Annotated in this window: 12 protein-coding genes; 3 read left to right on the top strand and 9 right to left on the bottom strand. The window is 59.1% G+C overall.

What is annotated here, in order from left to right; translation table 11 throughout:
- Window positions 1–96 precede the first annotated feature (96 nt).
- Entirely contained in the window at window positions 97–657 is a 561-nt protein-coding gene (locus O9H85_RS37485) for a post-transcriptional regulator (protein ID WP_333474229.1), read from the bottom strand.
- Window positions 658–829: 172 nt separating this feature from the next.
- Here O9H85_RS37485 and spoVB point away from each other — a divergent pair, with 172 nt between their 5' ends.
- Window positions 830–2,395: a stage V sporulation protein B gene (spoVB, locus tag O9H85_RS19755; RefSeq protein ID WP_269883144.1), complete on the top strand. Its 1,566-nt coding sequence runs from the start codon at window positions 830–832 to the stop codon at window positions 2,393–2,395.
- 18 nt (window positions 2,396–2,413) lie between these two features.
- Here the strand turns inward: spoVB and O9H85_RS19750 are convergent, their stop codons facing one another.
- Window positions 2,414–3,085: a DUF421 domain-containing protein gene (locus O9H85_RS19750; protein WP_269883143.1), complete on the bottom strand. Its 672-nt coding sequence runs from the start codon at window positions 3,083–3,085 to the stop codon at window positions 2,414–2,416.
- Window positions 3,086–3,236: 151 nt separating this feature from the next.
- Here O9H85_RS19750 and O9H85_RS19745 point away from each other — a divergent pair, with 151 nt between their 5' ends.
- Entirely contained in the window at window positions 3,237–3,596 is a 360-nt protein-coding gene (locus tag O9H85_RS19745; RefSeq protein ID WP_269883142.1) for a TIGR04086 family membrane protein, read from the top strand.
- Between the two features lie 88 nt (window positions 3,597–3,684).
- On the opposite strand, the gene yajC is transcribed toward O9H85_RS19745, so the two are convergent.
- The 7 genes from yajC to ruvC form a co-directional block, all read right to left on the bottom strand.
- Complete coding sequence (yajC, locus tag O9H85_RS19740) at window positions 3,685–4,017, bottom strand: preprotein translocase subunit YajC (protein WP_269883141.1); 333 nt, start codon at window positions 4,015–4,017, stop codon at window positions 3,685–3,687.
- A 47-nt stretch (window positions 4,018–4,064) separates the two neighbouring features.
- Entirely contained in the window at window positions 4,065–5,204 is a 1,140-nt protein-coding gene (gene tgt, locus O9H85_RS19735; protein WP_269883315.1) for a tRNA guanosine(34) transglycosylase Tgt, read from the bottom strand.
- A 44-nt stretch (window positions 5,205–5,248) separates the two neighbouring features.
- The gene (gene queA, locus O9H85_RS19730) at window positions 5,249–6,286 is read right to left on the bottom strand and encodes a tRNA preQ1(34) S-adenosylmethionine ribosyltransferase-isomerase QueA (RefSeq protein WP_269883140.1); all 1,038 of its coding nucleotides are present in this window, start codon (window positions 6,284–6,286) and stop codon (window positions 5,249–5,251) included.
- An 18-nt stretch (window positions 6,287–6,304) separates the two neighbouring features.
- Entirely contained in the window at window positions 6,305–8,410 is a 2,106-nt protein-coding gene (locus O9H85_RS19725; protein WP_269883139.1) for a SpoIID/LytB domain-containing protein, read from the bottom strand.
- 303 nt (window positions 8,411–8,713) lie between these two features.
- Window positions 8,714–9,718 (bottom strand): Holliday junction branch migration DNA helicase RuvB, encoded by a 1,005-nt coding sequence (gene ruvB, locus O9H85_RS19720; protein ID WP_269883138.1) that lies wholly within the window; start codon window positions 9,716–9,718, stop codon window positions 8,714–8,716.
- A 28-nt stretch (window positions 9,719–9,746) separates the two neighbouring features.
- Window positions 9,747–10,379: a Holliday junction branch migration protein RuvA gene (gene ruvA, locus O9H85_RS19715; protein ID WP_269883137.1), complete on the bottom strand. Its 633-nt coding sequence runs from the start codon at window positions 10,377–10,379 to the stop codon at window positions 9,747–9,749.
- Window positions 10,376–10,879, bottom strand: a complete 504-nt coding sequence (gene ruvC, locus O9H85_RS19710; protein ID WP_269883136.1) for a crossover junction endodeoxyribonuclease RuvC — start codon at window positions 10,877–10,879, stop codon at window positions 10,376–10,378. The genes ruvA and ruvC overlap by 4 nt, the downstream gene beginning before the upstream one ends.
- Before the next feature lie 256 nt (window positions 10,880–11,135).
- On the opposite strand from ruvC, the gene O9H85_RS19705 reads away from it, so the two are divergent.
- Complete coding sequence (locus tag O9H85_RS19705; protein ID WP_269883314.1) at window positions 11,136–11,498, top strand: VOC family protein; 363 nt, start codon at window positions 11,136–11,138, stop codon at window positions 11,496–11,498.
- Window positions 11,499–11,854 lie beyond the last annotated feature (356 nt).

Raw genomic sequence — 11,854 nt, 5'->3', positions numbered from 1 at the left:
CTATTATACTCACCTGTGAAAATCGAGTCAATTTGCGACTTTTTGGAGAATCCGGTCTTTTTAGACAAAAAAAAGAGCCCGTCCGACTTGAAGCGTCTAACGGGCATCCTTGTATATGCTCATCGTCATCCAATTCATAAATCCCGTCACCTTCAGCGACAAAATGTCGTTTACGATCCGGTGCAGCGGCGGAATTCCGGTTTTTTTGTACTTATCGCTGACGCAATCCCATATATCTTTGCCTATGACTTGCTCATAGCCGAGCATCCGGAATTCCTCCGCCTTGCTCCGGCAAAGTTCCTCGAGCACCCCGCTCAGCTCTTCATCAGACAACGCACTCTCCGGAGACTCCTCCTGCTCCAGGGGCGCTTCGTCTTGTACGGCAGCCGCGGCCAGCTCTCCCAGATTCAGCTCCACAAGACCTTCTTCCCCGGTCTCCCGGGCTTCTGGTATTTCCAATTCAGGCGCGGGCAGGGCAACGAGGTCCTTCGCTTCCACCGCCATCGCCTCTTCGGAAGAAGACTCGTAAAACCGCTCCATATAAGGCACGCTCTCCGCTGTCTTGATTCCGTCCTGCCGGAAGGTTTCCCGAGGCTGCTGTTCCCGCTCCTCCAAGGGCCCCTGGTGCTCCGGCTGCTTCTTCTCCTCTTGATCCATGCTTCATCCCTCCGGTCTGGCGCTTTCCGCACTTAATCATTTCGCTGTTTCTCTCCTATTTCCTGCTGCCGCAAAAATATTGCATGCATTCGGACAGGTTCCGCATATCCATGGAATAGGACTTGTACGCGCCTTAGTCTCGGAGCTTTCTTAAGGAAAGAGGGTAACCCTAATGACCAAACAATCGTTTATCAAGGGGACGCTGATCCTGCTGGCCGCAGGCATCGTCAACCGCATTCTCGGCTTTATTCCGCGGATTACCCTGCCCCGCATCATCGGGGCGGAAGGCGTCGGGTTATACCAGATGGGCTACCCGTTCCTCATCGTGATTCTTACACTGATCACCGGAGGCATTCCCATCGCGGTAGCGAAGCTCGTGGCCGCCGCTGAAGCGGAGGGCAACGAGGCGCGGGTGCGCGGCATTTTCCGGATCGCCATGGCTTTGTCGGCTTCGCTCAGCCTCGCATTCACCGCCGTCATCCTGCTCGGCGCCCGGTGGATCACTCAGCTGTTGTATACCGACCAGCGGGTTTATCTGACCATTGTGTGCATGACCCCCATCATTCTGATCGTCGGAGTATCATCGGTCTTCCGTGGTTACTTCCAAGGCAGGCATAACATGATCCCAACCGCTGTTTCCCAAGTATTGGAGACGATCGTACGCATCTTCACGATGCTATCGTTCGCTTACCTGATGCTGCCTTACGGGCTGGAATACGCGGCGGCGGGGGCGATGGTCGGGGTCCTGATCGGCGAAATTGCAGCCATGGCCGTTCTGGTCTCGCTCTACGGCCAGGACCGCCATCGCCTTGCGCGCCGGAAACCGGCAAAGACAGGAGGCGCGGGCCGTTTAGCTTACGGCGGCGGGCTGAAGCAGCTGCTAGGCCTGGCTTTGCCGGTTACCGGCAGCAAGCTCGTCGGTTCGTTTTCCTATTTCTTCGAGGCCATTCTAGTCGTACAGAGCCTGGCCGCCGCGGGAATTGCCACCGGCCTGGCGACGGCGCAATACGGCGCCCTTCAAGGCATGGTCATACCGGTGCTCCTTTTGCCGGGCGCACTCACCTATTCGCTTGCCGTATCTCTTGTGCCGTCGCTGTCGGAAGCGGCTGCCAAGAACGATCTCAAGACGATTCACGCCCGCCTGCATCAGTCCTTGAAATTGGCGCTCGTAACGGGCGCGCCGTTCGCCGTCTTGATGTTCGTCCTGGCCGAGCCGATTTGCCGGTATCTGTACGGTCAGCCGGGCGTCGGCAGCATGCTCCGCATGTTGGCCCCGGCCGCCATGTTTATTTATTTGCAGGCCCCGCTGCAGGCCGCCCTCCAGGCGCTCGAAAGACCCGGCAGCGCCCTTGTCAATACGCTGGCCGGGTCGTGCGTCAAGCTGACGCTCATTTGGCTGCTGGCAAGCCGTCCCGAGTTCGGCATCCTCGGCGCGGTCATGGCGATCAGCGTCAATATTATGCTTGTGACCGTGCTGCACTGGACCAGCATCGTCCGGCTGCTTCAGTTTCACATGCAGCTGTCCGATTTTGCCAAGGTCGGCCTGTGCATGGCGGGAACCGGCATCATGAGCCGCCTCCTGATTTCTAACGTATGGATCGACAGCGATTGGGTGCGATTCGCGACCTCGTGTGTCGGTGGCATGGCCGTCTATTTGGCGCTGGCGCTCCTATTCAAGCTGTTCGACAAGAACGACCTGTTCCGGCTGCTCTGGCTCGGCAAGAGCCTGGTCAAATGACCCGGCGGCCGTCTGAAGCTACCGCTTCTTATCGATAAACCACTTGCCCCGATGATCCACGGAACAGAAGAACACTTCCTTGAAGTCCTTAATGCCGTGGGCTTGCAGCTGGCTTTTGAGCCAGAAGCGGGTCTTGCCCAGCTTCTGCAGGCTCTCATCCTGTACTTTGCCGTCCATAATCAAGGGGAGCGGCAGCTCTTCATACCGAAACCCGGCCGCCTTCGCAGGCGGCTCTTTAACCGGCTTGCGCTCGGCCACCGTCAGCTTCCCCGAAGGCTCCAGAATGGCGAATTCCACGTCGGCCACATTCAGCACCCGGTTCTCTCTCAGCTGAAGAAGCAAATCGTCGAGATTGTACCGCTGACGCTTCATTTCCTCCCGGTTCAGCTTGCCGTTCTCGATGAGCGGTGAGGGCCTGCCCTCGATGAAACGGCGGAGGCGCTCGCTTTTCAGTGAAATATAAGCAATGAGCAGCTGGATGCCCACCAGCGTGAACATGGGTAAAATACCTTCCATCAGCGGCTTGCCCGTATCTTCGAGCACAAAAACCGCGATTTCGGCGATCATGATCGAGATGACCAGGTCGAAGACAGACAGCTTGCCGATTTCCCGTTTGCCCATGACGCGCATCGTGATGAAGACGACGGCATAAATCAACAGGGTACGGAAAAAGAGGGTGACCATATCCATCGTTATTGTCCTCCCCGGGAATGGTTCGCTCCTCTATTGTGGCCATAGGGATCGAATGTCATTCGGGTGAATTGTTGGGAGCAACCTGTACTATTTTCTTGTACGGGCCCATACAATGAGGTATACCAAGGTTGGCTCGGAGGTGGATTCGATGAAACAATCTCCCCTATGGTCCGGATTTGCCGCGGCGGGGCTGTCCACGCTGGTCGGAACGCTGGCCGTTTCCCTGCTGCTGCTGGGCACAAGCTGGCCCGAGAGCTCCTGGCTTGGGGCTACGCTCACCATCCACGGCATCGCAATGCTTCTCGGCGGGATCATGTCAGGCAAGCGGAGCAGCAGCCGAGGCTGGTATCACGGAGGGCTTCTCGGGCTCGTGTACACCGGCGCGATTTGGATGATCGGGTTCCTCGCATTTGACAACGGGTTCACGAAGGAGATGCTCGTGCTGGCGGGTCTGGCTTTCGTGATGGGCGCCCTGGGCGGGATCATCGGGGTTAATTTGAAAAAATGAGGACCTCGAAAACGAAAGAGCAGCGCAAGCTTCTTCATGAAGGAGCTTGCGCTGCTCTCTGTTCGCCTGGTCTTTAGGAGACTTCAGCTTATTTCTTCTCTTCCGCCGGTGCCGGTGCCGAGGTAGTTGCGGTATTCACGGCAGAGCGGTCGAAGGTCAGCTTCGTTACGTCGTTCACGCGCAGAATAACCGTATCGTCGTTCAGTTCGAGAATCGTGCCGTGCAGGCCGCCGATCGTAACGACCTTATCCCCTTTTTTCAAGTTGCCGAGCATCATGTTGCGGGTTTTCTGACGCCTCTGCTGGGGACGAATAAGTAAGAAGTACAATACGACAAACATTAATACGAGCGGGCCGTAGGTGACAAGATAGCTCTCGATTCCCGCCGGTGCAGCCGCAGCTGCGTCTTGGGCCAAAAACATCGGATTCTTCCCCCTTATCATGAATCGGTTATCTATTGCTTAATGCATTAGAACCCTTTGCTGTTCTCGTCGATGCCGTAGCGCTCGAAGAACTCGTCCCGGAAATCAAGCAGCCGGTCCTGACGGATCGCTTCCCTTACCTGACGCATGAGCTCCAGCAGGAAATGCAGGTTATGATAAGTCGTAAGCCGGATGCCGAAGGTTTCATCGGCCTTCAGCAGATGACGGATATACGCCCGGGAATAGTTGCTGCATGTATAACAGGAGCATTCCGGATCCAGCGGGCCGTAATCGTCGGCATACTTCGCGTTGCGGGCGATCATTCTTCCTTGGCTGGTCATGACCGTGCCGTTGCGGGCGATCCGGGTCGGCAGAACGCAGTCGAACATATCGATGCCGCGGATAGCGCCTTCAACCAGTGCATCCGGAGAGCCTACGCCCATCAAATAGCGCGGCTTGTCCGCCGGAAGCAGCGGTACCGTATAATCGAGCACCTCGAACATAAGAGGCTTCGGTTCGCCTACGCTGAGTCCCCCAATAGCATACCCCGGGAAATTCATGGAAGTCAATTCAGCGGCGCTCTGCTTGCGCAGGTCTTCATACATGCCGCCTTGCACGATCGCGAAGAGCCCCTGCTCTTCCGGACGCGCATGCGCCTTCAGGCACCGTTCCGCCCAGCGGGTCGTCCGCTCCAGTGAGTGCTTCGCGTAGCTGTGCTCCGCCGGGTAAGGCGGGCATTCGTCGAACGCCATAATGATATCGGCGCCCAGCGCATTCTGGATCTCGATCGACTTTTCCGGTGAGATGAACAGCTTGTCCCCGTTCAAATGCGAGCGGAATTCCACGCCTTCCTCCGTAATTTTGCGCATCTCGCTCAGAGAGAACACTTGGAAGCCGCCGCTGTCCGTCAGAATCGGCCGGTCCCAGTTCATGAACTTGTGCAGGCCGCCGGCGCCCTTGACGATATCATGACCCGGACGAAGGAACAAATGGTAGGTGTTACTCAGGATGATATGCGCATCCATCGCCTTCAATTCCTCGGGGCTCATCGTCTTCACGGTCGCCTGCGTGCCTACCGGCATGAAGGCCGGTGTCTCGATCGTACCGTGCGGCGTGTGTACGCGTCCGAGCCTCGCTCCGGATTGCTTGCACGTCTTAATATATTCATAGGTGATAGCCAATAGAATTCCTCTTTTCTATCCAAACAATCGGTTGTATGTCTTGTGGGTCGTCAGTAAATGAACATCGCGTCGCCGAAGCTGAAGAACCGGTATTCCTTCTCCACCGCTTCTTTATAAGCGGCGAGAACATACTCCCGCGAGGCCAGCGCGCTGATCAGCATGAGCAGCGTCGATTTCGGCAGATGGAAGTTTGTCAGCAGCGAATCCACGATACGGAAACGGTAGCCCGGGTAAATGAAAATGCCGGTCCAGCCGCTCCCCGCATGCAGCGTTCCGTCTTCTCCGGCCGCCGTCTCCAGCGTCCGGCACGAGGTGGTGCCCACCGCTATAATACGGCCTCCGCGGCGGTGGGTTTCATTAATTTTGTCCGCGGTTTCCTGCGGCACCTCATAGTATTCCTCATGCATCTCGTGCGCTTCGACCGTTTCGGCCGAAACCGGGCGGAACGTGCCGAGACCGACATGAAGGGTAACATACGCTAATTGTATACCTTTTTGTTCCAGCTTATGCAAATATTCCTTCGTAAAATGAAGGCCGGCCGTCGGCGCCGCAGCCGATCCTTCGTGCCGCGCGTACACCGTCTGGTACCGCTCCCGCTCCGGCAGCTGCTCCTTGATGTAAGGAGGCAGGGGCATATGGCCCAACCGGTCGAGAATTTCATTAAAGATGCCCTCATAATGAAAGCGCAGCGTCCGGCCCCCCATCTCGCCTTCCGTTTCGACTGTGGCGGTGAGCAGCGGAGGCTGCCCTTCTTCGCCGAAATGCAGCACGGCCCCTGCTTTCAGCTTCTTGCCGGGGCGAACCAGCGCTTCCCAGCGGTCGGACTCAAGCTGCTTCAGCAGCAGCACTTCGGCCTTGGCGCCCGTGTCCGCCTTCACGCCAAAAAGCCGGGCTGGAATGACGCGCGTGTCGTTGAGCACGAGCACATCCCCGGCTTGTAAATAATCCGCCAGCTGTTCGAATTGATGATGGCGGACGGTCCCGCTGCGCTTGTCCAGCGTCAGAAGCCGCGAAGCCGTACGATCCGGCAGCGGCGTCTGCGCGATCAGCGACTCGGGCAGATGGTAATCGAACAAATCCACTTGCATGGCTATGGCTTCATTCCTTTATTTAGAGGTAATCGTTACCCCCTGATAGTATGTCAGCAAAATTTTCTTGTAATCGTAGCCGAGCTCGGCGTAGCCTTTGGCGCCCCATTGGGACATTCCTACGCCGTGTCCGTTGCCCTTGCCTCTGAAAATAAACTGCGGCGTCTTCGTCACTTGCCTCACTTGCCCGCTTCCGTCCAGCACATATTGCGCGCCGCCGCCCTGCGGGCCGGGGGTCGCGCCGGCCGCCGTGACGTATACGGCGGGAGAGCCGGCCGATTGGCTGCGGGTCGTCCCGTCCGCTCCCAGTATAGTATACCGTCCCGTATCTTCGATTTCAAACCGGGTGCTGGGTAATCCTCCCAGCAAAGAACGCAGGGAATCCGGGTAAGCGGTCTTCAGCGGCTGGCCGCCGGCCTTCAGCTCAAGAACCCGGCCGGAAGGGCCCCGCTTCGTCACCTCGAGCGAATCGAGCCCCCCCGGAAGAGCGCCCGGAAGGGAGGCCGTGATCTTGTCTTTCAGCTTCGCCGCGTCAAAGGGTCCCCGGTACCAGGAGTAAGCGTTGGATTCCGTTTCCCGGCCGATTACCACGAACCGGTCGCCGATATCGACCTTGAATAAGGCCGGATTCGCCGCATTGTCTACATAGGGCGCGGAACGGACGGCGATGCCCGTCCCGGTCGATTCGTAATAAGGAAGACCGGCCGGATTTTTCTGTCCCGTATCGCGGGCGTAATCGGAATGGATAAACCCCGTATTCCCGTTCGGCAGTACGATCCGGTACCAAAGCTTCTTCCCGGCGGCCGCGCCGTCATCAGGAGAGGCGATGCTTTTCAAATAAGGGACGTCATTGCCCCATACTTCGGCGGAATCGGCGGTCACACCTCCTGCATTCGAGTAAAACAACGGATCGATCAGGCTGCCCTTGTTCGTCAGCACTTCGCCTTCCGTCGCCTGCACCGCCTGCAGGGCTTGAGGGAATTCTACGGCGATCCCTTTATAGGCTTGGTCGAGTGTCGTATCCGTTACCTGGGCGATCGTATATTTGGATGCGCTCTGCTTCAGCGCGAACGTTCGGGCCGCCACGGCCTGCGCCTTCAGCGCCTCCATCGGCCATTCCTTGCTCAGCTCGGAGCCGAGCACCGAGACGAGATACTGCTCGAACGGCAGCTCGTTCACGACGGCCAGCTTGCCGCCGAGCGTCGACAGCTCGATGCCGCCGCGGTAGGCGCGCCCGAAGCGCTCCTGCACCGTCACCGTGCCCCGCGCCCCTGCGGAGGCGGCCCACAGCTTGGCCGCCGTTCCGCCGCCAAAGGCAGCCGCCTGCTGCGGCGATGCCTTGCCGTCGGCGGCGACGGCCAGCTCCGAGCGCAGCAGCGCGTAAGGCTGCGCGGCCGCGAGCGGCTGGGGCGCGGTGGCCGGCAGCGCGGCGGCGAGCTGGCCCTGCAGCGCCTGCAGCGCGGCGCTGTCGGCGGCGGCGCCGACGAGCACGGCGTAGCCGCCTGCGTCGCCGCCCAGCACCGCCGCGTCGGCGTCGAAGCCGGCCGCGCCGATGGCGGCCGCCTGCGTCTGCGCCTCCGCGGCGGTCACATATTGGCCCGCCAGCAGGTGCAGCGGGCCCTGCACAGCCGCCGCGGCTCCCGCCTTGGCGGCAGCCGCTTCCTTGGTCGCGAACGGACCAAGGAGCACTTGATAGGCCGGCTTGCCCGCCCTCGTACGCTGCACGACAGCAACATCATCCCCGCCGGCCGTCCGCTTCTGAGCGAGCGCCTTCGCTTCGGCAGCGTCGCCCGTTTCGAGCAGCAGCGCCTGATAGCCGTCCGCATAAGCGCGGACGGCCTCCTGCGGCCCTGCGGCGTAAACGGGCTTCACGCCTCCCGCTTCGCGCAGCCCAAGGGCCAGACCGGCCTCAGCCGACAGCGTCACCGACGTTGCCGGCGCGCTGTATTTGGCCGTCTCGAGAAACAGCGCCACCCGGATCGTATCCAGCTTCGGCACCGCCGCTTCCGCGGCGTATGCCGGTCCGGCTGCGATCCCGGTTACGCTGCTGCCGAGCAGCGCCGCTCCGAGCGCGGCCATCAGCTTCCAGCCGCCCCGTCCCGGCGGATTCGTCAAATCGTTCATAACCTTGAGTCCCCTCTCCCGGTATAGATATCCGTTGTCCGCTGGAGCGAACAGCTTATCCCGCCCGCATCCGGTTGGATGGCGGGATGCGGCTTTCCCTGCTTGCTCCCAGTTAGCGATGTCGATTCATCTTTATTCCGGGCAATCGCCTGCATGTTTCTCCCTGTTTATCTCTCCGAGCAATCGTCTGCATGTGCCGCCTCATGGCTCTAATGAGCAAGTGCCGGCAGGGTTCTTCCACATGGCTTCACCCTGCCCACGTCCATATAGCGGTGTCAACGGCACGCCTGACCCAGGCGCCCCTTATGGACGCTGAGGCATAGGCAGTCCCAAATGCTTGTACGCCTGCGGCGTGGCCATCCGCCCTCGCGGCGTCCGCTGCAGGAAACCGATCTGCAGCAGGTACGGCTCGTATACGTCCTCGATCGTCTGGCTCTCTTCCCCGATGGAAGCGGCGATCGTATCGAGACCCACCGGTCCACCCTGGAAACTCTGGATGATCGCCCGCAGCATCTTATGGTCGATCTCGTCAAGGCCCAGCGGATCGACCTGAATGCTGACCAGCGCCATGCGCGCGATATCGAGCGTGATGACGCCGTCGCCCTTCACCTGGGCAAAATCGCGAACACGCTTCAGCAGCCGGTTCGCGATGCGCGGCGTTCCCCGCGAGCGAAGGCCGATCTCGTGCGCCGCTTCGCCGACGATCTGCACATTCAACAAATCGGCCGTCCGGCTGACGATATAAGACAGCTCGTCGACCGTATAATACTCCAGCCGGCTGACGACGCCGAACCGGTCCCGCAGCGGCGCGGACAACAGCCCTACGCGCGTTGTGGCGCCCACCAGCGTGAACGGCGGCAGGTCCAGGCGCACCGAACGGGCGCTTGGACCTTTGCCGATAATAATATCGAGGGCGTAGTCCTCCATCGCCGGATACAGCACTTCCTCCACCGTCCGGTGCAGGCGATGTATCTCGTCGATGAACAGGACGTCGCCTTCCTGCAGATTCGTCAGAATCGCGGCCAGGTCTCCCGGCCGTTCGATCGCCGGACCCGACGTCGTCCTCAAATTCACGCCGAGCTCATTGGCGATAATGTTCGACAGCGTCGTTTTGCCGAGACCCGGAGGCCCGTACAGCAGCACATGATCCAGCGCTTCCTTGCGCATCTTGGCCGCTTCGATATAAATTTTGAGATTCTCCTTCGCCTGCGCCTGACCGATGTATTCGGCCAAATACCGCGGACGGAGGCTGAATTCGATCACCTCGTCCTCCATCATCAATTGAGCGGATATAATGCGGTCGTCCATGATGCCGTGCTCCCCCTTCCTGTCGGTATTATCTCATCGACTGCGCAAAAAGCGCCTGCAGCGCCAGCTTCGTCACCGCATCGACGGTCTCGCCCCCGGCGAGCTTCGGCTTGATCGCCTGTCCGGCGCGGTCCGCCTCCGCTTCCGTGTAGCCGAGCGCCATCAGCGCCGCCTTCGCTTCCGACCAGGCGTCCTCTCCCGGAGCGGCCCATCCGGCCGCCGCTTCAAAGCCGCTCAGCCCGCCATCATCCGAGGAAGGCAGCGCCCCCAGCTTGTCCTTCAGGTCGAGCACCATCCGCTGCGCCGTCTTCTTGCCGATGCCCGGCAGCTTCGTCAGGAAGGCCAGATTCTCCTGCCGGATCGCGGCGGCGATCACTTCCGGCCGGCCTCCGGCGAGTACCCCGATCGCCACCTTCGGTCCGATCCCGCTTACATCAAGCAGCAGCCGGAATAACGCCTGCTCCTCCCGCGTCGTAAAGCCGTACAGCAAATGCGCGTCCTCGCGCACGTGGTAATGGATGTACAGCGTCGTCTCTTCCCCGTCCTTCGGCTGCACCGCGAACGGATTCGCGCAGAATACCCGGTAGCCTACGCCCCGGACGTCCAGCACCACATAGTCCATCTCCCGGTGCGCCACCGCACCTCTCAAAAAGTCGATCATCGCTTCAGCGCTCCGTTCAATTTATTGTGCAAGGTGGAGGAATGCGCGTGACATATCGCCACGGCCAGCGCATCCGCCACGTCATCCGGCTTCGGCACCGCCGACAAATGCAGGAACATCTTCACCATCTCCTGCACCTGCTTCTTCTCCGCTTTGCCGTAGCCCACGATCGCCTGCTTCACTTGAAGCGGCGTATATTCCGCGATCGGCAGCCCTTGCTGGATGGCGGCCAGCATCAGCACGCCTCTGGCCTGGCCGACGGACAGCGCCGTCGTGACATTCCGGTTGAAGAACAGCTTCTCGATCGCCACCGCGTCGGGCTTGTATTTTTCGATTAATTGCACGACGGCGTCATAAATCAGCTTGAGCCGAACCGCATCCTCCGTATGGGCTTCGGTTTGAATGCAGCCGTACTGAACGGGCACCAGCTTGTGCCCTTGTTTATCTATAAAGCCGAAGCCGACAATGGCATACCCCGGATCGATCCCCAAAATCCGCACGTTTCTTCCCCATTTCCATTCCTCGGGGCTTCCCGGTTTCCCATCCGTCCCCCAAGAAAGCGAACATATGTATCACCTGCCATTATAGCAGATTATGCCTCCGATGAACACGCCAAAAAAGTATCCCGAACGCCCGCTCCATGCCCGCGTTGCTTCCATTCCGCATGGATCCGGCACGATCGGGGAACCTATGACAATGGCAGCGGCAATATGCTATATTCAATTTGTTCAATACTTTGGCAAAGGGGACCGAATCATGATCAAGCAAATGGCAACGGTAGCAATCTATGTCGAGGATCAGCAGGCCGCCTTGACGTTCTGGACGGAAAAGGCGGGATTCGAGGTGGCGGCGGATCATCCGATGGGCCCGAACGCCCGCTGGATCGAAGTGCGTCCGCAAGGAGCCGAATCCCGTCTGGTCCTCTACCCGAAGACGATGATGCCGAACTGGAACGAGCTGAAGCCGTCCATTGTATTCGAGTGCGACGATATTCAAGGGACCTACGAGCGCATGAGCGCCGGCGGCGTGGAGTTTGTGGACAAGCCGAACGTGATGTCGTGGGGTACCTATGCGAAGTTCAAGGATAACGACGGAAACGAGTTTTTGCTCAAAGGGTAAAGCGCTTGACTGCCGCACAGGATAAACGGCTACGCCGTCCTTGTCTTACAAGAACCAGCGCGTTTATCAAGGTTGATGCGAAGCTGTAAGTTGTGAAAACTTATAATTTATAAATTCTTATCAACCCAGGATAAACGGCTCTCTTACTAGAGTAAAGGGCAGAGAAATCTGCCCCTCCTCATCAAACCGTACGTGAGGTTTTCCCTCATACGGCTTTCCGATGTTCGTCATTCATGTGCATGCAGATCACAAGAGCGTTTTAAGTCCACATTGACTGGCCAGAAATCTTACTTCTTGAAGCGAGCCCATCCATCTTGCACGCTGTCTTTTCTTGGCATACCATCTCGTGAGCCTCT

Origin of the sequence: Paenibacillus gyeongsangnamensis, from assembly GCF_027533625.1 — a bacterium.
GTDB lineage: Bacteria > Bacillota > Bacilli > Paenibacillales > NBRC-103111 > Paenibacillus_G > Paenibacillus_G gyeongsangnamensis.
Note: the sequence above shows the minus strand (reverse complement) of the source record. Positions and strands in the feature narration are given on the sequence as shown.

Excerpts from the sequence above, each read along its gene's own strand:
- O9H85_RS37485 (WP_333474229.1), bottom strand. The coding sequence starts at position 657 with ATGGATCAAGAGGAGAAGAAGCAGCCGGAGCACCAGGGGCCCTTGGAG.
- ruvA (WP_269883137.1), bottom strand. The coding sequence starts at position 10,379 with ATGATCGACTTTTTGAGAGGTGCGGTGGCGCACCGGGAGATGGACTAT.
- O9H85_RS19705 (WP_269883314.1), top strand. The coding sequence starts at position 11,136 with ATGATCAAGCAAATGGCAACGGTAGCAATCTATGTCGAGGATCAGCAG.
- O9H85_RS19725 (WP_269883139.1), bottom strand. The coding sequence starts at position 8,410 with ATGAACGATTTGACGAATCCGCCGGGACGGGGCGGCTGGAAGCTGATG.
- yajC (WP_269883141.1), bottom strand. The coding sequence starts at position 4,017 with ATGTTTTTGGCCCAAGACGCAGCTGCGGCTGCACCGGCGGGAATCGAG.
- O9H85_RS19750 (WP_269883143.1), bottom strand. The coding sequence starts at position 3,085 with ATGGATATGGTCACCCTCTTTTTCCGTACCCTGTTGATTTATGCCGTC.
- O9H85_RS19745 (WP_269883142.1), top strand. The coding sequence starts at position 3,237 with ATGAAACAATCTCCCCTATGGTCCGGATTTGCCGCGGCGGGGCTGTCC.
- spoVB (WP_269883144.1), top strand. The coding sequence starts at position 830 with ATGACCAAACAATCGTTTATCAAGGGGACGCTGATCCTGCTGGCCGCA.
- ruvB (WP_269883138.1), bottom strand. The coding sequence starts at position 9,718 with ATGGACGACCGCATTATATCCGCTCAATTGATGATGGAGGACGAGGTG.
- queA (WP_269883140.1), bottom strand. The coding sequence starts at position 6,286 with ATGCAAGTGGATTTGTTCGATTACCATCTGCCCGAGTCGCTGATCGCG.